Source organism: Asticcacaulis sp. P4_H10 (assembly GCF_056400965.1).
In genome coordinates this window covers 37,987-58,211 of the sequence record NZ_JBFUKH010000003.1, presented here as the reverse complement: position 1 = coordinate 58,211, position 20,225 = coordinate 37,987, and the positions used below count along the sequence as shown (strand labels likewise).

23 protein-coding genes are annotated in these 20,225 nt (G+C 62.0%); 7 read left to right on the top strand and 16 right to left on the bottom strand.

Annotation, left to right across the window (positions count from 1 at the left end; genetic code table 11):
• Positions 1-15: 15 nt before the first annotated feature.
• From AC1DON_RS06645 to AC1DON_RS06605, 9 genes are all read right to left on the bottom strand, one after another.
• Complete coding sequence (locus AC1DON_RS06645) at positions 16-258, bottom strand: hypothetical protein (RefSeq protein WP_476933983.1); 243 nt, start codon at positions 256-258, stop codon at positions 16-18.
• A 101-nt stretch (positions 259-359) separates the two neighbouring features.
• A complete protein-coding gene (locus tag AC1DON_RS06640) occupies positions 360-557 on the bottom strand; it encodes an HIG1 domain-containing protein (RefSeq protein ID WP_476933982.1) in 198 nt (65 codons plus the stop codon).
• A gap of 269 nt (positions 558-826) precedes the next feature.
• Positions 827-1,198, bottom strand: coding sequence for a DUF4180 domain-containing protein (locus AC1DON_RS06635; protein ID WP_476933981.1), 372 nt, complete (start codon positions 1,196-1,198; stop codon positions 827-829).
• Positions 1,199-1,242: 44 nt separating this feature from the next.
• Complete coding sequence (locus tag AC1DON_RS06630; protein ID WP_476933980.1) at positions 1,243-2,787, bottom strand: cryptochrome/photolyase family protein; 1,545 nt, start codon at positions 2,785-2,787, stop codon at positions 1,243-1,245.
• Between the two features lie 56 nt (positions 2,788-2,843).
• Entirely contained in the window at positions 2,844-3,794 is a 951-nt protein-coding gene (locus AC1DON_RS06625; protein ID WP_476933979.1) for a glucokinase, read from the bottom strand.
• A 165-nt stretch (positions 3,795-3,959) separates the two neighbouring features.
• A complete protein-coding gene (locus tag AC1DON_RS06620) occupies positions 3,960-4,823 on the bottom strand; it encodes an EamA family transporter (RefSeq protein ID WP_476933978.1) in 864 nt (287 codons plus the stop codon).
• Positions 4,824-5,093: 270 nt separating this feature from the next.
• A complete protein-coding gene (locus AC1DON_RS06615; RefSeq protein ID WP_476933977.1) occupies positions 5,094-7,106 on the bottom strand; it encodes a TonB-dependent receptor plug domain-containing protein in 2,013 nt (670 codons plus the stop codon).
• A gap of 2 nt (positions 7,107-7,108) precedes the next feature.
• The gene (locus AC1DON_RS06610; protein WP_476933976.1) at positions 7,109-7,639 is read right to left on the bottom strand and encodes a hypothetical protein; all 531 of its coding nucleotides are present in this window, start codon (positions 7,637-7,639) and stop codon (positions 7,109-7,111) included.
• A 212-nt stretch (positions 7,640-7,851) separates the two neighbouring features.
• Entirely contained in the window at positions 7,852-8,601 is a 750-nt protein-coding gene (locus tag AC1DON_RS06605) for a glutaredoxin family protein (protein WP_476933975.1), read from the bottom strand.
• Between the two features lie 72 nt (positions 8,602-8,673).
• Here AC1DON_RS06605 and AC1DON_RS06600 point away from each other — a divergent pair, with 72 nt between their 5' ends.
• Positions 8,674-9,066, top strand: a complete 393-nt coding sequence (locus AC1DON_RS06600; protein WP_476933974.1) for a MerR family transcriptional regulator — start codon at positions 8,674-8,676, stop codon at positions 9,064-9,066.
• 29 nt (positions 9,067-9,095) lie between these two features.
• On the opposite strand, the gene AC1DON_RS06595 is transcribed toward AC1DON_RS06600, so the two are convergent.
• A complete protein-coding gene (locus AC1DON_RS06595; protein WP_476933973.1) occupies positions 9,096-9,542 on the bottom strand; it encodes an SMI1/KNR4 family protein in 447 nt (148 codons plus the stop codon).
• A gap of 77 nt (positions 9,543-9,619) precedes the next feature.
• On the opposite strand from AC1DON_RS06595, the gene AC1DON_RS06590 reads away from it, so the two are divergent.
• Positions 9,620-10,120, top strand: coding sequence for a methylated-DNA--[protein]-cysteine S-methyltransferase (locus tag AC1DON_RS06590; RefSeq protein WP_476933972.1), 501 nt, complete (start codon positions 9,620-9,622; stop codon positions 10,118-10,120).
• A gap of 72 nt (positions 10,121-10,192) precedes the next feature.
• Entirely contained in the window at positions 10,193-10,723 is a 531-nt protein-coding gene (locus AC1DON_RS06585) for a c-type cytochrome (protein ID WP_476933971.1), read from the top strand.
• 4 nt (positions 10,724-10,727) lie between these two features.
• Here AC1DON_RS06585 and AC1DON_RS06580 read toward each other — a convergent pair whose 3' ends face one another.
• From AC1DON_RS06580 to AC1DON_RS06565, 4 genes are all read right to left on the bottom strand, one after another.
• Positions 10,728-11,006: a hypothetical protein gene (locus tag AC1DON_RS06580; RefSeq protein ID WP_476933970.1), complete on the bottom strand. Its 279-nt coding sequence runs from the start codon at positions 11,004-11,006 to the stop codon at positions 10,728-10,730.
• 64 nt (positions 11,007-11,070) lie between these two features.
• Positions 11,071-11,877, bottom strand: coding sequence for a class II aldolase/adducin family protein (locus tag AC1DON_RS06575; RefSeq protein WP_476933969.1), 807 nt, complete (start codon positions 11,875-11,877; stop codon positions 11,071-11,073).
• Between the two features lie 330 nt (positions 11,878-12,207).
• Positions 12,208-12,702, bottom strand: coding sequence for an NfeD family protein (locus tag AC1DON_RS06570; protein ID WP_476933968.1), 495 nt, complete (start codon positions 12,700-12,702; stop codon positions 12,208-12,210).
• 14 nt (positions 12,703-12,716) lie between these two features.
• A complete protein-coding gene (locus tag AC1DON_RS06565; RefSeq protein WP_476933967.1) occupies positions 12,717-13,685 on the bottom strand; it encodes an SPFH domain-containing protein in 969 nt (322 codons plus the stop codon).
• Positions 13,686-13,931: 246 nt separating this feature from the next.
• Between AC1DON_RS06565 and AC1DON_RS06560 the strand changes: the two genes are divergently transcribed.
• Entirely contained in the window at positions 13,932-14,327 is a 396-nt protein-coding gene (locus tag AC1DON_RS06560) for a hypothetical protein (protein ID WP_476933966.1), read from the top strand.
• Positions 14,328-14,344: 17 nt separating this feature from the next.
• On the opposite strand, the gene AC1DON_RS06555 is transcribed toward AC1DON_RS06560, so the two are convergent.
• The gene (locus AC1DON_RS06555) at positions 14,345-16,954 is read right to left on the bottom strand and encodes an ATP-binding protein (RefSeq protein ID WP_476933965.1); all 2,610 of its coding nucleotides are present in this window, start codon (positions 16,952-16,954) and stop codon (positions 14,345-14,347) included.
• Positions 16,955-17,509: 555 nt separating this feature from the next.
• The gene (locus tag AC1DON_RS06550; protein ID WP_476933964.1) at positions 17,510-17,956 is read right to left on the bottom strand and encodes an NUDIX hydrolase; all 447 of its coding nucleotides are present in this window, start codon (positions 17,954-17,956) and stop codon (positions 17,510-17,512) included.
• Positions 17,957-18,007: 51 nt separating this feature from the next.
• Here AC1DON_RS06550 and AC1DON_RS06545 point away from each other — a divergent pair, with 51 nt between their 5' ends.
• The 3 genes from AC1DON_RS06545 to AC1DON_RS06535 all read left to right on the top strand — a co-directional run bounded on the left by AC1DON_RS06545 (position 18,008) and on the right by AC1DON_RS06535 (position 20,200).
• Positions 18,008-19,441, top strand: a complete 1,434-nt coding sequence (locus tag AC1DON_RS06545; protein WP_476933963.1) for an FAD-binding oxidoreductase — start codon at positions 18,008-18,010, stop codon at positions 19,439-19,441.
• Positions 19,442-19,446: 5 nt separating this feature from the next.
• A complete protein-coding gene (locus AC1DON_RS06540; RefSeq protein ID WP_476933962.1) occupies positions 19,447-19,806 on the top strand; it encodes a hypothetical protein in 360 nt (119 codons plus the stop codon).
• Positions 19,807-19,981: 175 nt separating this feature from the next.
• Positions 19,982-20,200 (top strand): flagellar hook protein FlgE, encoded by a 219-nt coding sequence (locus AC1DON_RS06535; RefSeq protein WP_476933961.1) that lies wholly within the window; start codon positions 19,982-19,984, stop codon positions 20,198-20,200.
• Positions 20,201-20,225 lie beyond the last annotated feature (25 nt).

The window sequence follows — 20,225 nt, the reverse complement described above, 5'->3', positions numbered from 1 at the left end:
CGATAGCGCGCGGTGTCAGATCGTCGCGGCCGGGATAGCCGTGTCGCCGCCCGTCGCGGCGCTTTCGTCCTCATCCTCTTCGAGGTCGTCATCCTCGGCTATGCCGTCTTCTGCCGGAATATCGAGATCGTCGTCGGTCTCGTCTATCGTCTGTTCGTTGGTGGGGACCTGTCCATTTTCATCGGACAGCGCGCCGTCCTGCTGCTGGTTGTCCTGGCCGGTCTGCGCGAACAGACCCTCGTCGTCCTGGGGTTCCATGATGTATCTCCTTGGGGGAAGACCGATCATAACCCGGACGGCTGAAAGGTTGCGCCGCCTGACCGGCCTTGCAATGTAAGGATGTCGTGCCGGCAGGGTGCTCAGGCCCCGGCGGACTTCGCCCACAGGCTCAGGGCCAGGATGGCAATCGCGACGAACTGGGTCTTGACGCGCCACGCCATTGCCCGGTTCAGCGCCTTGCCGGCGGCTTCGCCATTGCGCGAAAACGCGACCATGCCCACCACGAAGGTGGCAACCACCGCCAGCAGCGACAGGCCAATCAGGATATTGAGAAACATATCAGGGCTCCTTGAAGAGCCCTGATATGGTGCCAGCACCCGCGACCGGAAACGGCTTGCGGCGCTCTGCCACACCTTGTGACCCGCTTGGCTTCTGACACCGTTTTGCCCTTAGCGCCGAGCGCCCCGTGCCCTGCAAAGCGGCGCAGGCGCCGTCCTCATTCCCCTGCCCCTTCATCATCGCGCGCCGGAGATATCGCTGAGCATTTCAGTTTTACGCCCGTCGAAATTTGCGAGATTTTTTCGAAACTTCTTACATACGACGCACATTAAACTCTTCCTTCCAACCGTGCCGTCAAATCCTCAAACGACGCAACAAACCAGATATTCGCGCCCTGATTGGCTTCGCGGATATAGTCCTGCAAAGCCTGGCTCAGGAGCAACGCCTCCGGGATATCGCCGACAATCGCCAGGCCCAGCCGGTAGTTGACGAACTTCTGGGTGATCTCCCCCAGGATACGGGTCTTCAGTTGGAAGACCTCAGGCGCGAAGCCGTCCACAGGCACAGCCACCCACGACGCGTCATGAGCCCACGCTTCGCCGATAAGATCGTTGGCTTGCGCCGCCGTTTCGATCCTGGGGCCGGAGACCGGCCATTGCACAATGCGCGTATCTCCCGCAACGACGGTCAGAGTGTCCATGGTCTAGCTCCTTCGAGTGCGGGTTTAGTCCATCACCGCCCGCCTCACAACTCACCCTTCCGCATCGCCTCCAAATGCCGCGCCGCCTGGCCGCGTAAGCCCGTCTGCTTGTCGTCGTCCATCCGGTCCCAGTTGGCATAGACATAGCCCATGCGCGGATTGCGGCCAAAGCGGTCGCGGTGGCGCGCCACAAAATCCCAGTAGAGCGCATTGAACGGACAGGCGCCCTCGCCCACGCTGATCTCCGGATCGTAGGCGCAGCCCTGGCAGAAATTACTCATGCGTTTGATATATTTGCCGCTGGCCGCATAGGGCTTGGAGCCGAGCAGGCCGCCGTCGGCGTGCAGCGCCATGCCGAGCGTATTGGGCGCTTCGACCCATTCATAGGCGTCGGCATAAACGGCCAGGTACCATTCGTGCACTGCCTTGGGATCGATGCCGGCCAGCAGCGCGAAATTGCCCGTCACCATCAGGCGCTGGATATGGTGCGAGTAGGCGTGGTCGATCGTGTGCTTGATCGCCTGTGTCATGCAGGTCATGCGCGTCTCGCCCGACCAGTAGAACCACGGCAGCCTCTCATGAGCGTCCAGGGCATTGCGTTCGATATAGTCCGGCATGAAGCGCCAGTAGACGCCGCGGATATATTCGCGCCAGCCAAGGATCTGGCGGATAAAGCCCTCAACAGCGTTGAGCGGCGCAGTCCCTTTACGAAAGGCGGCTTCGGCGGCCTGGCAGACCTCAAGCGGATAGAGCAGCCCGGCATTGATATAGGCCGACAGCAGCGAGTGGTTGAGATAGGGCTCATCCGTCATCATGGCGTCCTGATGGTCGCCAAAGCGCGGCAGGATGTGGGCGATGAAGTGGTCAAGCTCGCGCCGCGCCTGTTTGCGCGTCACGGCGAAATGGAAGGGCTCAAGCCGGCCGAACCCATCGGGAAAGCGTCTCGCCACAAGGTCGAGCACTTCGCGCGTAATGGCGTCCTTGCGAAAGCTGATCCGTGCGGGGGCGTGCATGTCCTTGGGCGGCGGCTTGCGGTTTTCCGTATCGAAATTCCAGCGGCCGCCGGTCGGTTTGCCGTCTTGCTCCATGAGGATGGCGTGGTGGCGGCGCATCTCGCGGTAGAAAAACTCCATGCGCAGTTCGCGGCGGCCTTCCGCCCAGGCGTTGAAGTCGGCGTGGTCGCATAGGAAGCGCGTATCGGGCAGGATGTCGAACGGCACCGCCAGCGCCAGTTTCAGCGCTTCGAACCCCTCAAGAAGCCGCCATTCGCCGGGCTCGGTCACCACCACGCGGGCGGGCGAAAGATCGGCGACCGCGCGCAGGATTTCGCCCTCCAGGCTGTGGCTGTTGTCGGGATCGTCGAGCGTGACATAGCGGACGCGAAACCCCGCCTGGCGCAGGGCCTCGGCGTAGTGGCGCATGGCCGAAAACAGGAAGGCGATCTTTTTGACGTGGTGGCGGACGTAGCTGGCCTCCGTCATCACCTCGGCCATCAGGATGGTGTCGGCGGCCTTGTCGGCCTCGGCGATGACCGCCAGCCGGGTCGACAACTGGTCGCCTAGCACCACGCGCAGAACACCCTTGGTCATTGCTCCGCCTTATGCCGCTTCATGGCTTCGGTATACGGCGGGCGTCGTGCGGTGGATTAGCGATCCATAAACAGCGTGCTCAGCCCGATCATTTCCGGTTCGGCGGCGGCTACCAGGAAGACCGGCACGGCCGACAGCATGTCGCTCAGGCGGCCCTTGTCGGTAAAGCGCGCGGCAAAGGCGTCCACGTCGAACAGGTCGCCCATCAGGGTAAAGAACGACCCCGCCAGGTACACCCCGCCCCGTGCGCCGACCGCCAGCACCGTGTCAGACGCCGTCGCCGCCAGCCAGCCCAGCACCAGCGCGACCGTTTCCCGGGCGCGCGCCTCGCCGTCACGCGCGCGGGCGACGACGTCCTGCGGCTTGGGCGACGATACGGCCTCGCCCGCCAGGTCGGTCAGGGCGTCATAGACATTGACCAGCCCCTGGCTCGACAGGGCGCGGACGCGCGACGCCCGACCAAACTGGCGCAACAGATAGCGCACCACCGCGAATTCGCGCTCGGTCGTCGCCGCCAGGTCGCAGTGCCCGCCGGCCGACGGCGTCGCCATGGCCGCGCCGAATTCATCGGCCGTCAGGGTCGTGGTGCCTAAGCTACGGCCCAGCCCCACCATGGCCCTGGGGTGGTTGGGATCACCTTCGGCGGCGTAGATGGGAACCCGTTCGGACGCCTTCAGCAGGTCGATGGACAGGGCGGCCGCGACGATGTCGTTGACCAGATGGACGCGGCTAACGTTCAGGCGGGCGCGTATCCAGTCGCGGTCGATGCTGTAGGAATGGTTCGGCATTTCGAACACCCCGTCCTTTTCCCAGCCGCACACCGACAGCGCCGCGCCCATCAGTTGGGGATTACCGCTGGCGGCCAGGAAGGTCCCGATTTCCCCGTCCAGTTCCTCGCGGTTTTTGCAGATGCATACATAGGGGGCCGGCGGACGTTGCCGGGGGGCGGCGATGGTCATGCGAACGCTGTTGTCGGCACTGAAATCGACATAAAAAACCTGGGACACACGAACTCCGCCTACTGGTTACATATGTTCCCATCGGCAGGTGATTCTTCCGGCTTTGGTAGACCGGGCGTGCACCAAACTTAGAAAAAATAAGGGATCACAGTGCATCTGACGCTAACGACCGCAGTGCAACCGTTTGCGAGCTGTTTGGTCGCCGGATGTGGTTCAGCCGCTGGCCTGCAAGGTCACCACGCCCGCCACCACGGCGGCGACGCCAAGCCAGCCTTTCCAGCCGGGCTTGTCCTTCAGGAAGGCGAAGGCGAGGACGACCGTAATCGCGGTGGCGGCCGAGCTGAGCGCCGTCGCAACCGCCACGTCGCCGCCGCTCTGGGCCACCATCATGGCGGCAAAGCCCCCGCCGCTTAAAGCTGCCGTGGCGAGCAGCTGGCCGATATCCTTCGGACCATCAAAGGTCAGCAGCGGCGTGCGCCGGACCAGGGCGGCAGCGCCGAACAGCATCGTTGACGTGACGTAGAAGAGCCACAGGGTCGCCATTGGCCCGAAGGCGGGAATGACGTGGTTGCCCTGCAGCCAGTAGCCGACGCCGAAACAGAGCGCCGAGCCGAGGGCGAACGCTATGCCGGATGTCCTGGCCTTGGCGCCGGACTGGGACGATTTGGACGGCAGGGCCGACAGGATGGCGCCGCCTATCGTCAGGGCCAGTCCCGCCATCATCATCACTGAGGCACGTTCACCGGTCGCCAGCGACAGGACCGCCGTGACGGCGCCATAGCTGGCCATGACCGGCGCGACGACCGACAACCGCCCCTTGGCCAGGCCGCCATAGAGACAGGCCGTGCCCAGCACGATCATCAGGTTAGACCCGGCCAGCACCGCCCATTCCGACACCTGCGCGTCCGGCAGCCGGCCGATGACGGCAAAGACCACCGAGGCGCAGACCAGCAGGAAAAGCTGGCTCCACAGCAGGGTCGCCAGAACGCCCAGCGACTTGCCGGAAAAGCGGGCAACGCAGTTCGCCGTGCCGTAGGCTATGGCGGCGACGATGCCGAAAACGATGGCGGATGACACGGAGGGCTTACGTACAGGAGGAGAGGGAAGCGGCGGAGAACCGGCACAACCTTACCAGCGGCGCGATAAGTTCATCGCGCGGGCGGCGGCATCAAAAATAAAACCTGCGCAAATCAGTATTTTCCGCCCGATTATCCCGGCGGCTGACCGCACGTCGCACGCACCTGGGTGCTGACGTGCGGCCCTCCAACCTCGGGTGGTTTTTGCTTTGTCGCGATATTATGCCAAAAACCGCTGCACACTTTTTGGCAGATCGCTCCAGCCCTCTACCTACCAGGACTTGCCGATCTGGACGATCACCCGGCGCTGGGCCAGGAGCCCGCTGGCGGCCTTGGCCTGCATCTGACGGTCTTCGAGCAGGTTCTGGCCGTTGAGCGACAGTTCAAGCCCCTTGTCGTTCTTCCACGCCACACGCCCGCCGAAGCTGGTATAGGCGGGCACGGGCTCAAGACCCGTCGTGATGTACGAATTGAAGCGGCTGACGCTGTGGAGATAGCCGTCGGCCGACCAGATGCCGTCGCTCCAGCCCAGGGACAGGTTGCTGCGCCATTGCGGGGCTGTCTTGCCATAGGCGACCAGGCGCACGACCGGATCGTAACCGGGCAGCGGCGTGTCCTCGATGTCGACATGGGTGGTGTCGGCGCTCCAGCGGAAGCCTTCGCCGAAGCGGCCCGACGCCGAGACCTCGGCGCCGACCATGTCGGACTCGCCCATATTGACGTAGGAGAAGACGCCCCAGGTGGTGGACGTGGCCGGGATGTCGATCTGCCTGCGCGACGTGCCGCTCTTGACGTCGTCGGTGTGCTGCAGGAACAGCTTGATCGCCGCGCGCGCCCGCCATTGCGGTAGGGCGCGGTCGTAGGTCGCTTCGTAGTTGGTGACGATGGCCGGCTTCAGGTTCGGATTGCCGAGATTGGCCAGGCCCGTGGGCGCCGGCGTCGTCGGCAGGACCTGGCGCGATCCCAGCTCGACCAGGGTCGGCGCCTGAAGGCCGCGCGCCGCGGTCAGCCTGAGCGTGTCCTTGTCGGTGACGGCATAGACCGCGCCCAGATTGAAGCTGAAGTCCTTGATCGTCTTGTCCCACAGGGCGTTATTCGCATTGGGCACGCCCGCCGGGAAAACGCCTGTGCGGTGCAGGTCCAGGCTGTCGTAACGCACGGCCGTCGTCAGGCTGAGGTTCGAGGCCGCCGCCCAGTTCCACATGAATGAGGGCGCATAGACGATATAACCGATCTCACCGCCGCCGGTGGAGGTGGTGTTGACCTTGTTGGCGCGGTATTCCAGGGCGACGCGGACCGTGTGGTTGGCGCCGATCTTGAACAGGTCCTGGACACTGCCGACCGTGATCGTGTTGTAGTAGTGCAGCGGCAGGGCCGACGAATCGAGCTTGTTGATATAGCCCTGGGCCTGGATATTGCCGTATGGCGTGTCCGAGTTCAGCGTGGCCTTGATCGACTTCGACTTCACGCGGCTGGCCACATAAGAATAGCCCGACAGCATCTCCGTCAGGCTCGAATTGGTGTAAGAGCCTTCGACGCGCAGGTCGGTCTTCTCCCCCAGAGCCACAGAGGTATCGATGCCGGCGCGCACCGACTGCGGGTCGCGCAGTTGCGCCGCCGTGATGGCCGAATTGGTGTTCAGCCACTCGTCCTGGCTTTCGGAGGCCAGCGACAGGCGCGTGCTGACCGGGCCGATGCGGAAGGTGCTGATGATATTGGCTGCGCCATAGCTCAGCGAGCCCCCCGATACCGAGGCCGCGTCAACGTCGTCGAACTTGGGGTTATAGGTGATAATGTTGATCACGCCCGACACGGCGTTGAAGCCGAACAGCGCGCTGTTGGGGCCGCGCACCAGCTCGATCTGGCGGATTTCACCCAATGCGACCGGCAGGGTATACCAATCCGTATAGCCGAAGTGGTCGAGATAGACCTGGCGGCCATTGATCAGCACCAGCATGCGCGGGGAGCGCGACTGGTTATAGCCGCGCACGCTGACTTCGGAGGCGCCGGCCGAGAACGGCAGGATGTCGACACCGGCGACGCGCGACAAAAGCGTCGGCATGTCGGTAGCGCCCGATCGCTTGATGTCCTCGGCCGAGATGATCGTCATGTCGACCGGCACTTCGGTCGAACGTTGCGGCGATCCGGTCGCCGAGGTAGTGACGGGCTCGCCAAACAGCTGCTCCAGCGAGCCGTAGTCGATCGATTGGGCGTGGGCGGCAGACGCGGCCAGGGTTGCCAGCAGAGCTGCGCCGGCGACCGTTGATAATGTCCGGGCTTTCATGCTCAGATTTCCTTGATCATCATTTTGAAGGCGGCCTTGAACTTGGCGCCGATAGCGGCGGCCGTGGCCGAGTTGACGACGATTTCGACCTTGGGCGTGGCGGCCACGCCCATGACGCAGGCGCCGGATTTGACGCACGCCATGTCCGAGCTGATGCTCAGGGTCTTCTTGCTCTTGGCGACAGCGCCGGCCGCCGCGTAGTTGACGCCGCGCGTCAGGTAAAATGCCCCGACATCGCCGGCTGAGCCGATGGCCCCGGCTTCGACGGGCTTGCCGGCCACGGTCGCACCGCCTGCCGCCATACCTGAGCCGAGCGCGGCCATGATCTCATCCTTTTCGGCGACCGAGGCCGGTTTGGACGCGTCATAGACGATGGCAAAGACGACCTTGCCGGTGGGGCCGCCGTCGAGGAAGGTCAGGGTTCGCCCCGCAACCTGGATTTCCCGTGCACCGTCTGCCTGGACCGGACTGGCTATCGCCAATACCGCTGCCATCACGATGCCCGCCCCCCGAACGCTACGCCACCTGTCCATGATTTGTCCTCCCAGTCCCAGATTTGGGAGAACACGGTGATCCTTGCTGGTTAACGCTGAATGAACGCCGCAAACGATTGCGTGATTGCACGCCAGGGTAGCGGTAACAGTAGGCCGCTAAACACGTAATTGTGTTCAGAAAGCTTCAGTTTGTCGGCGGTCTCGGTATCTCTTCCCGATATTCACACGTAGGCAATCGACCATTGGCCCGCTCAGACGCCGTGACGGACCAGCATCCACGCCGCCATGGCGACCATCATAAGGTTCTCGGTCAGCGATACGAAGCCCAGCGGGACATTGCTGTCGCCACCGACGCAGGCGCACTTCAGGTCACGCCTGTCGATATAGACAGCCTTATAGACGGAAACCGCGCCGATCCCGCCGATCACCAGCGCCACCGGTATGGACACGATGTTCAGCACACCCGCGATCATCAGCACACCCGCACCCAGTTCCGCGAACGGATAAATGTAGCCGTAGGGTACCCAGCGTTTGGCCAGCAGGTCGTAATTCAGGAACATGGTCGAGAACTTTTCGACGTTCTGCAGCTTCAGGACGGCCAGAACCACCATGCTGAAGGCGATGAATAGCTCTGCGGCATGGAGCGTTAGAGGGGCTCCGCTCAGCGGGTAGCTGACGGCCATGGCCATCAGCGCCGTGCCGGCGAAGACCGCCAGCACCGGCGTATAGCTGGGCGCCTTCGGGTCAGCCACGCCTTGGCCGAAATGGCGACGCAAGTCATCAAATCCGCCGATGCGCTGGTCATCTATAAAAACCTGTGGAGTGGTTTTTACGTCGTGTTTGGCCTTGAATGCGTCGGTCTCTTCGCGCGTCGTCAGCCAGTGGTCCTGGACGGTAAAGCCTTTGGATTTCAGCAGATGCAGGGCCTTGAGGCCATAGGGACAGGTGTGGGTGGCCATCACCATGCGATAGATTTCAGCGGTTTTTGCGGGGTTGGTCATGGGTGCAATCCTTCGGTTGCTCCCTATATGGGGTCCGTACCATGGTACGGAGTCAAGCCTGTGGATCACAATATGACGATCGGCGCCCTGGCCCGCGAAGGCGGCGTGGGGGTCGAGACCGTGCGCTACTATCAGCGGCGCGGCTTGCTTGCGACGCCCGAACGCCACGGCGGCAACGACCTGTCGGGCGGAATGCGGCGATATGGGCCGGACGACCTGCGTCGCCTGCGCTTTATCCGCCAGGCGCAAGCCTCTGGTTTTACGCTTGAGGAAATCGGCGAATTGATGGCGCTGGACGCCAGCCATGACCGGCCGCGCGCACAGGCCCTGGCAGGTGCGCGTATCAAGGCGCTGGATACGAAGATCGCGGAGTTGCAGGCGGCCAGGGCAGCGCTGCAAAGGCTGGCTCACGACTGCGCGCATTCCGATGGCCCCTGCCCGATCATTTCAGCGTTCGACTCGTGAGCCTGTTGCCGTTTCCAGGCAACGGGGGCTCAGCAGACCGACGCCCAGTCCACGACGTAGCGTTCCGCAAACTCGGTAAAGGACGCGGCGACGAACCGATCGGGAAGACCGCCGACAAGCGCGACCTTGCCCCGGTTGTGATCGTCGGTGCAGGCGATGGCCCAGGCCCAGGACCAGAAACTAAAGTCCATGAAGAGCAGATATTGCGGCGCCCGGCCGTTCACCCCCGCGAGGATAACCTGGTGCTCATACCCTTCGGAAATATTGGTAATCGAATTCAGCCCCCACCAAGTGCCGAGGTCATCATCCAACTGGTCTTCGACGGGACACAATGTCAGCAGGTAATTGCGGAAATCATCAGGCAAAATCACATCATATCGCTCTTCCAGCCGCGCCACATCGGCCTCGCGGTCCTCTCCAACGAGTGCCGGCCAGCCTTGCTTCGCCATATATCCAGGTAGGATGAGATTGCTCACACGGCCGTCCTTTGCTTGCCTATGACAATATAGCACCTGCTGCCGCTTTCCGGCGACTCAGGGCACAGACTATCTGCATGGACCTCTATTACGCCCATATCGATACGCCCTTGGGCCAGGCCGCCCTCACCGCCGACCGTGACGGCGCGCTGGTCGAGTTCTACTTCCTGAACGAAGATAGCCTGAAGCCCAAGCTGGGCCTGCCGGGCGTAGCAACGCTGGCGCCCGAACGGTTGCGCGAGGCCGAAACTCAGATCGGCGAGTACTTTGCCGGGGCGCGCAAGACCTTTGATGTGCCGGTGAGACCGGCGGGCACGCCGTTCCAGCAGAAGGTCTGGCGAGCCCTGCTCGATATCCCTTATGGCGAAACGATTTCCTATCAGCAATTGGCGATCACCGTTGGCGATATCAACGCCATGCGCGCGGTCGGTGCGGCCAATGGCAAGAACCCGGTCTCGCTGGTCATTCCGTGCCACCGCGTCATCGGCAAGAACGGCAGCCTGACCGGCTATGGTGGTGGATTGCCGCTCAAGAAATGGCTGCTGGAATTTGAATCGCCTCAACCATCCTTGCTGTAGCTGCGGCAATTTAGCCGTCGTCAAACATCTTCGCCTGGCCTAAACATGGCACATTCACATCAGGGGCCTATCATGCTGAAACTCTGGAAAGCCACTTGTTTCCTGCCGGTTCTGGTACTCGCCGCCTGCGGGCCGCGCGGCGCCGACAACGACGGCGGCACCGACATCGCCCTGGCCGAACCCATCGTCTACACCGATGCCGAAAAAGCCGAGATCCAGAAGACGTTTCCGGCGCCGTACAACACCGCCGATCTCGCGGCCGGTGAAAAGCAGTTCAACAAGTGCCGCGCCTGCCACACCATCACGCCCGACGGCATGAACCTGACCGGTCCACACCTGTTCGGCGTGATTGGCCGCAAGGCCGGGACCTCGGCGGGCTATCCCTATTCGGAAGCCATGCAAAAGCACGGCGTTATGTGGGATTATGAGGCTTTGGACACCTTCATCAAGGCGCCGCAAGCCACCGTCAAGGGTACCAAGATGGGCTATCCGGGTGTGCAGGACGACACCGACCGCCGCAACCTGATCGCCTATATCGAGTTAATGTCGAGGCCGAAGGCGAGTGTTGCGGCGGGAAATGAGAGTACGTCGGCGGCGCAATAGGGTTTCACAGGTTGTCCATGGATCTGATAACCGCGAGAGCTTCATCACAGGTTTGCGCGGTTGGCAGCCCACACCAATCTGACAAGAAGATGCCATAGTCTTCGGCGGCACGGGTTTGAGCGTCGGCTGCGCTGTCGTGCCAGCTATCGCCATTGAACACATTATCTGCGTAAACCACCAGATGTACGCCATCATGCTCGGGCTGGATAATCAGATACGTCTGCTCTGCACCATCCGGCATGAGGAAAGCCGAGCGGGCGACTGCTGCCATATAGTCCGCCATGTGAAACTCCATGCTGCAAGGTGTCGGCGCTGAAAAGCGATCTCCTCGCCGAGCCCGTGCACCCCTAAACCGCGTAGCCAGGCATTTCGCGGTCCAGCCGCCGCACTAGCCCCGGCCAGACCAGCACGCCGACAAAGCCGACACCCGCGGCCAATGGCGCGACCTTGTCCTGCACCTCTTGCCCGACCTCAAGCACCAAATCGCGTCCGGCACTCAAGGCGGCAATTTGCTGGCGGCAGGCCTGTTCCAGGAAATAGATGGCGGTGAACGCCTCACCCGCCGTGCCGCCCCAGGCCAGCGCCCCGTGGTTGCGCAGCATCAGGAAGCGATTCGTGCCGATATCCGCCACCAGCCGTTCGCGCTCATCCAGTTCCAGCGCCACGCCTTCATAGTCGTGATAGGCCAGTTGCGGCCGGATCAGCAGCGCATTCTGCGTCAGCGGCAACAAGCCTTCGCGCTGTGCCGACACGCCCGTCATGGCGTCGGTATGCAGGTGGATGACGCAGTGCGCGTCTTTGATTGCACCGTGAATGGCGCTGTGGATCGTGAAGCCCGCCGGATTGACCATGCCGCCCGAGCCATCGACCACGCGGCCGTCGACATCGATCTTGACCAGGCTTGAGGCCGTGATCTCGGCGAAGAAGACACCATACGGATTGATCAGGAAATGGTCGGTTTCGGACGGTGCAAACCCGCCGTCTGCCTGCTTGATCAAAGAGTCCTTCGCCGGCACACGCGACGAAATATGGGTGAAGATCAGGTCGTCCCAGCCATAGAGCGCCACCGCCCGGTAAAGCGCCGCCAGGTCGCAACGCAGCTTCCATTCGGCTTCGGACATGCCGGGGCGCAGGGTGGTTTGGCTATCGGGCATGGCAGGCTTCCTCTTGTTTTGAGGACATATGGCGCGCGATTCACCCCCTTCGCAAATGAAATCTGCGCGCGGAAACCGTGCTTACGTAACGGAAATTGCGCCCCTTCTCCTCCCTGGCGCGAAGCGGTGGGGAGGCGGCGCGGCGTAGTCCGCGACGGAGGGGTATATCTCAGGCAAAATCGCACACACCAGTGCCAGTCAAACTTCCGGCGCTTTACCCCTCCACCGCTGCACCGCCGCTTCGCGCCCCTCCTTGCGCTTGCCGGGACTATATCCCGGCTACGCTCACCCGACCTCCCCATGCTACGCATAGGGAGGAGAAAAGCGCTCTCACACCACCGGCGTCACAAACAACCGGCCTTCGTGGGCGTGGGAAATCACGACCTTGTCGGTCGCGCCAATCTTGGTGCCCGCCGGATCGTTGGTCAGAACAGCCGGCCATTCGACACCCTCAAAGCTGACGCGGCCCGTGCGTTCCCCGCCCGCGACGAACTCAAAACCGCTCAGGACCTCGGCCTGCTTGCCGATCAGCCGCGCGTTCGGCTCATTAACATCGGGGCCGCCATCGGGAACCTTCAGGAACTTGCGCGTCAGCAGCGACATGGCGAGGCTCAGGCTCGCGAAGGTAATGACCTGGGCGACGATGCCGAATGGCAGGCCGGTCAAGCAGACCACCGCCACGACACCCGCCGACGCCGCCGACCACAAAAGCCATTGCGTCCCCAAAAAGACCTCGACGCCCAGCAGCAGGATGCCCAGGGTCAGCCAGATCCAGAAAGCCTGGGTGCCCATCGGCCCCATCAGGAAGATCGAGACCATATCCATCGTATATTCTCCGGTCAGGTCGTGGGCACGCTGGTCTTGCGTGGCGGAGACGCCGGCGGCGGTGATTTCGGCACATCCCTGCCCGCCGACTGGATCAGCTCGGTAACGCCGGTGATGGCGCCGGCCAGCGACGACAGGTCGGCCGGAACGATCAGCGTCTTGGTGTTGTTCGACTCGGCGAATTTGCCAAACGCCTCGACATATTTCTGCGCCACGAAGTAGTTGATGGCGTTGACGTCGCCCTTGGCGATGGCCTGCGAGACCAGGTCGGTCGCGGTCGCTTCGGCCTGGGCGGAGCGTTCGCGCGCCTCGGCGTCGCGGAATGCGGCCTCGCGGCGGCCTTCGGCTTCCAGCACGGCAGCCTGCTTCATGCCTTCGGCGCGGGCGATCGCCGCCTGCTTTTCTCCGTCCGCTTCAATGATCAGGGCGCGGCGCTCGCGCTCGGCCTTCATCTGGCGCGCCATCGAGTCGGTGATATCCGCCGGCGGCTTGAGGTCCTTGATCTCGATGCGGTTGACCTTGATGCCCCACGGCGAGGTCGCGTGGTCGATGACGGTCAGCAGGCGCGTATTGATCGAGTCGCGCTGCGACAGCACTTCGTCCAGTTCCATCGAACCTACGACGGTGCGCAGGTTGGTCATGGCCAGCTGGGTGATGGCGTTGTCGAGATTGTCGACGCGATAGGCGGCTTCGGCGGCGTTCATGACCTGGACGAAGACGATGCCGTCGACGCGGACATTGACGTTGTCCTTGGTGATCACGTCCTGCTGCGGCACGTCGAAGACGCGCTCCATCATGTTGACGCGGCGGCCGATGGTTTCGATGAAGGGCGTGAGAAAGCTGATGCCGGGCTTGAGCGTACGCATGTAGCGCCCGAACTGCTCGACGGTGAACTCATAACCCTGGGGCACGATCTTGACGATCGAAAAGACGATAAAGATCGCCAGGATGAAAAGGATACCGATGAATACGCTGACAATCATTGTTTAGCCCCCGTATGCGGATACGGGTCTTATGTCCACCCGTATCCGGATTATAACGGGAATCAGCGAAGGCCGCTAACGGAAAAGGCCAAGCGTCGCGTGCATCATCTCCAGGACGGAACACCTTTGCGAAACAACAAAATTGCCCTGGCCTCGCACACTGACTTATAACCGCAAGGCTTACTCATCAACCGTCCAGATCCGCAGTCAGAGATGCATAACTCTTATCCAGACAGGCAGGGTTGGGTGACCGGCCCATTGACGGATTTGCCTGCCGAAGGCCCGTTTCCTGGACTTACGGATCTTGAGGCACAGGTCCTGCACGAGATTGCCCTCCTTTTCGGAGCGAGCGAGGCCCTGTTCCGCCAGCAGGTCAAAAACTGCCAGGTCACCGACCGCATCAATACCGGTGCCGGGTTTTATACGCGCCTGAATCTGGATCGCTTATCGTGCCAACCCGTGCCCTATAGTCGTCAGGGTGGCCATTTTCACGTCGGCTCCATCGCACACGGGCTTGGGATAGTCCTTTGGGATAAGGATGGTTATCTCGAAACTATCGAAGGCTACACGATTGGTAACGAGTCTCTGACGGACAGAGCGCTATCCAGCTTGCATTACATGGGGATAGACCAACTGGGCTGACTTAAGCCTGTCAAGTCTTACGCCGTCTTGGCCATCGGAGCCGCCGCAGTCCCCTGATCGGTATTGATGTGCAGCAACGACGTCACTGTGTCGATCAGCCTGTCCATGATGATCGGCTTGGAGATATGCGCGTCCATGCCGGCCGCCAGACACGCCTCGATCTGTTCCGGCATGGCGTCGGCCGTCAGCGCGACGATCGGCACGTGATGGCCGGCGGCTTCGGTTTCGCGGAACAGGCGCGTCGCGTCGATCCCGCCCAGGCGCGGCATGTTGATGTCCATCAGCACCAGGTCGAAGGTTTCCATGTGGGCGTCCAGCGCCTCCTGGCCATCGACCGCCTCCGTGATCTCGAAGCCGAACGGTTCCAGGAACAGGCGCGCGACCTTGCGGTTGACTGGATGGTCGTCGACCAGCAGGATGCGGTAGCCGCGGGCATGCGCGGTATCGGCTTCTTCCTCGGGCTCAGGGACCCGTCCCTGGGCCTGGACGACCTCACCGGCATGGAAGGTCATGACGAAGACTGAGCCCACGCCCTCCTCGCTGGTGACGCTGAGCGTGCCCTGCATCAGCTCGGTCAGGCGGCGGCTGATGCTCAGGCCAAGACCCGAACCGCCATATTTGCGCGCCGTGCCCGCATCCGCCTGGGCGTAGGCTTCGAACAGCTTGTCGACCGTGGCGCGGCTCATGCCGATGCCGGTGTCGCGGACCTCGACGCGGACCAGATGTCCCGGACGATCCTCATAAGGTGTAGCCGAAGCGACGACGCGGATCGTGCCGCGTTCGGTGAATTTCGTGGCGTTGGACACCAGGTTCGACAGACACTGATAGACGCGCAGCACGTCGAACATCATCGGGCCCTGGACGCTGTCGTCGATATCATAACGCAGCGCCACCGGCTTATCCTCGATCGTCGGGACATAGGTGTTGATGACGCGTTCAATCATGTCCTTCATCGAGGCCGCTGTCGGCGCCAGTTCGACCTTGCCGGCTTCGATGCGCGACATGTCGAGAACGTCGTTGAGCAGGACCATCAGGGTCTCGCCGGACTCGATCAGGATATCGACCTGGTCGTGCTGCTGCTCGCTGAGCTTGCCCTTGCGCAAGGCCTGGGCCATGCCCAGCACGCCGTTGAGCGGCGTCCGCAGTTCGTGGCTCATCACCGCCAGGAAGCGCGACTTGGCGGCATTGGCGGCCTGGGCGTGTTCGTGGGCGTCCTTGAGCTGCCACTGCATGCGGCGCATGCGCAGGACCCAGACGACGCTGATCGCGGCCAGCGACATCAGCAGCAGGCCGATGGCGACCGCCAGGCCCAGCATGATGTTCTGCATCTCGACCTGCTTGTTGAGCAGGCGGCTTTCAGCGGTCTTGCTGTCGAGCTGCTTGCGCAGCGTGCGGTACATGTCCTGAATGGCGGCGATGCGGCGCTGATCGGCCCGGACATTCATTGGCGTAATCAGATCGCCAAGGTCCTGGAAGGCTGCGTCGGACTGCCCTTCGGCGGCCTTCAGATAGGCTTCGACATACCTGGTGAACAAGGGATCGGCCGGACGCACGGTGGGCGGCAAGGCGTTGAGGCGCGCCAGCGCCTGACGGGCCTGTGCAACGCGCCCTTCACGGGCGTAGGCATTGGTCAGAAGTCTCAGTTGCGCGGCGTCATGGCCGGTGACGACCTGGCCACGTGCGACGGCAGTGCCACTCAGGCAATCGATGACGGCACGATAGTGCCCCGCCGTGTCCTCGACGACGGCGCATAACTGCTGGCTCCACGGTTTCAGATCGCTGATATCGTGTTTCGCCACCTCGGCGGCATAGAGTTTTTGCAGCGACGATGCCAGGACGGCATTATTGTCCCGCGCGGCAAAGTAGGACAGATCGTAAACCAGGTCCATCTTCTGGCGGTAGAAGGCATTACGCTGGGCCAGCCGCACCGCCGTCAGCATATGGGAGGCGTAGGCGGTATTGTCCCCGACCTTCAGCATGTTGTAGGCCAGCGCCTGGTGCGCCGCCATCATCAGCCCCTGGGCCTTGTCGCCCTCGCCCTGGAGCCGCACAACCAGCGCATCACCGACGTCGATGGCCTCAGCCCAGTTCCCCTGGTACTGAAACATCCGCTCGCGCTCGAGCATGACAATGTTCTGCAGGGCGACACTGGACGCCGACTGATAAGCCCGCCAGTCGGCATTGCTCAGCAGCGTGTAGCCACCAACCTCATCCTGATAGGCCTGGTACATGAACCGCGCCAGCAAATCCAGGCGGCTGTCACGCTCGCTTTGCGCCAGGGTCAGGATGCGGTTGTGCCAAGCCTGCATCCGGGCTTCGTTCTGGTCGCTCTTATAGGCATGAAGAATGCGCCAAAGGGCGTAGACGCGTTCGTCGCCCGACAGCCGGATGGCTTGGTCGCCATAACTTTCGATTTCGTTTTCGCTGTAGACCAGGGGCAGGGCCCCAACCTGCGTACGGATGTCGTTCAGGCTGCGTGCATAGTCAGGATCAACGGCGGCCTTCACTGGCGGGACGGTGCCTGCCATAGCCGGCGCGGCCTGTACCGCGCACAATGCCACTGCCAACGGCAGTATAAAACCGCGCAAGCCCGTCACCCAACCACCGTCTTTACATGAGCGACTCATGTCGCCTCCTGACACCATCAGGGGCGTTTTTAATCACAAAGACATTAGGATTGGCTTAAACCGCGTCGGGATTTCCGGATTTCCGGAGATAAAAGACGGGTAAGAGCGGATGCGTCTTACCCGTTTCCACCTTGGTAGCTTAGCAACCACCAATTTGGCATTCAGCCGGCGGCTTGGCGAGGGCCTGGCTGGTGGCAGTGGCCATGCCCATGACGGAAAGCAGAGCGGCGACCGTGATAACGAACTTCTTCATGACTGTACTCCTGAAAACTAATGACTCACTAAAACCCGGAGGTACAACTTGCTGTTGCCCTCCTTCTCTCTTTTGCGGACGCCAATTCCGAAACGCCGGCCGAGGCCATTAGTCGCAAAATTAACCCCGAACGGTAAGGTTACGCAAAGGTTTGCATATATAGTTACCGTTAACGAAACTTTAACCACAAAATAAAAAATCCATCAAGACGAGAATCTAAATTGTTGTAAAAATTTGCGTGACACGAGGCAGGACACGAATTCTGTTGCAGAATGAACCACTCGTCCGGCCGAAAATTGCCGTCACGGAATATCGCGTGTTCGGCGAATTATGGTCTGCGATTTGCGCAAAACATCAATGATATCATCGCGTGTTACCTGTACCAGGGCGTCGTCGATGGGGACGAAGCAAGCGTCGTCAGCATCGTCGCCGGCGCGTGGCTCGCCCGAAACCCAATGCGCGGCATAGTCGATCAACACATAATGGTATTTGGGCTCAATGATTTCGTAGACTTCGACAAGTCCGGCCATTTCCGCCGTCACACCGGTCTCTTCCAGAAGCTCACGCATGGCTGCCGTCTCCAGCGATTCACCCAGTTCGACCTTGCCGCCGGGAATCGACCATTCGCCCAGGCGCGGCGCCCTGCCCCGCTTGATCAGCAGCACTTCGTCGCCGCGCCAGCACACGACACCGACGCAGGGTATGGGATACCGGCGCTGAGCGCCTTCATTAGGTTTTGTGGCTTGCAAAGGACGACTCGCTGATTTAACGCGACGTCACTGTTAATGGAGAGCCCCCGGATGTCCACCGTCACCGCCTTTGCCGAAACGCCTGCCGTCGCCGAAGACGTCATTGCGCAGATCAAGGCCGTCGTGGGCGATGCCGGCTGGAGCCAGGACGCTGGACGCCTCGATCCCAAGCTGACCGAATGGCGCGGCAAATGGAAAGGCCACACCCCTCTCCTCGTCCTGCCGAAGTCGACGGAAGAAGTCTCCAAGGTCGTCAAGATCTGTTACGAAAACAATGTCGCCGTCACGCCCCAGGGCGGCAATACCGGCCTGGTCGGCGGCCAGATTCCGTTCGGCGAAATCCTGATCTCGCTTGAGCGCATGAAGGCTATCCGTGACGTGGCCCCGACCGACGACACCATGGTGCTGGAAAGCGGCCTGACCCTGCTGGAAGCGCAACAGATTGCCGAGGGCGCCAACCGCTACTTCCCGCTGTCGCTCGCGGCCGAAGGCACGGCCACGGTCGGTGGCGTCATCTCGACCAATGCCGGCGGCACGGCCGTGCTGCGCTATGGCGTGACGCGCGACCTGGTCTCGGGCCTCGAAGTCGTCCTGCCCACCGGGGAAATCTTCAATGGTCTGAAGCGCCTGCGCAAGGACAATACCGGCTATGACCTCAAGCAGATGTTCATCGGCGCCGAAGGCACGCTGGGCATCATCACCGCGGCGTCGCTGAAGCTGTTCCCGATCATGAATTCGCGCAGCGTGGCGATCGTCGGTTTTGAGTCCTCGCAAAAGGCGATCGACCTGCTGGTCCGCGCCAAGCAGGAAACCGGCGGCACGGTCGAGGCGTTCGAGCTGATGGGCCGCTACGGCCTGTCGCTGGTCCTCAAGCACATCCCCGATACGCGTGAACCCTTGAGCGCCGAATATCCGTGGTACGCCCTGATCGAAGTCGCATCGGGCGATCCGGAAGGCGCGTCCGCGTCGATGGAACGCCTGCTGGAAGCCGCCTTCGAGGAAGAGCTGGTTCTCGACGCCGCCATCGCTCAGAACGAAACCCAGGCCGCCGAATTCTGGCGCCTGCGCGAAGACCACTCCGCCGCCGAAAAAGCCGAAGGCGCGGCGTGGAAGCACGACGTGTCGGTGCCTTTGTCGCGCATGGCTGAGTACATGGAAGAAGGCGACAAGGCGATCCAGGCATTCCTGCCGGGCGCCCGCCTGGTGGCGTTCGGCCACGTCGGCGACGGCAATGTCCACTTCAATGTCATTCTGCCGGAAGGCATGGACCCCGCCGAATTCAACGCCATGCGCGATGCCGGCTCAAAGGTCGTCCACGACCTGGCGCACGCCTATGAAGGCTCGATCTCGGCGGAACACGGCCTTGGCCGCATGAAGACGCAGGAAGCCTTGCAGTACAAGGACCCGGTCGCGGTCGCCGCCATGCAGGCGGTCCGCCAGGCGCTCGATCCGAAGCGCATCATGAACCCGCACGTGTTGTTCTGAGACCAGTGACCGCCCTCCCCGAAGACAGGCTTTGGGACCATATCAATGACGGTCGCGACCGCATGAACGGCTCTCTGCGCCGGTTCTGGGACGCGATCTGCGTGCCGCCAGAGGAATGGCGGCTGGATGGTTACGGCACGATGTGGGTTGTGGCGCTGATCGGCCGCAGGGTGGTTTATTACAACCACTTTGAGCACGGCTTCAATGCGTCGCCGTGGACGGCCTACGGTGTGATCGATCACTATCAGTCGCTGCAATCCGAGTTGGATGAAGCTATTCAACGCCAATACGAAATCATCCGCACCGGTTACGACATCGGCCCATCGAGCAGCCCGCCGATAGCGGGGAAGTTCTCAGACGCGTGAAGCGACACGATACCGATTACGTAATCGAGAAAACGGCTTCCGTCACTTCGCCGACTATAGCGCAGTAGATCGCCTGTCACTGACCGTTAACCGCGCCTCTCAGCACCCCGTTAAGCAGACTGGCGCATTATCCACAGGTCGGGGGCGCAAATACCGACCAGTACAGGTGCTTACCATGAACGCTTTAAGTTCCGCCACCGCAGGCGTTACAAACGCCATGCAGATGTTCGACCGCTCAGCCGTAAAGGTCGCCCAAAGCGCCACGACTGACGTTGGCGACGTGGCCGAGGCCATGGTTGCACAGAAGCAGGCCGAAGTCGCGGTGGCCGCCAATGTCGCCGTCATGAAAAGCGTCAAGGAAACGACCGGCCAACTGCTCGACCTGTTGGTATAACTGGCTGCGCGACAGCCCTCAGGCC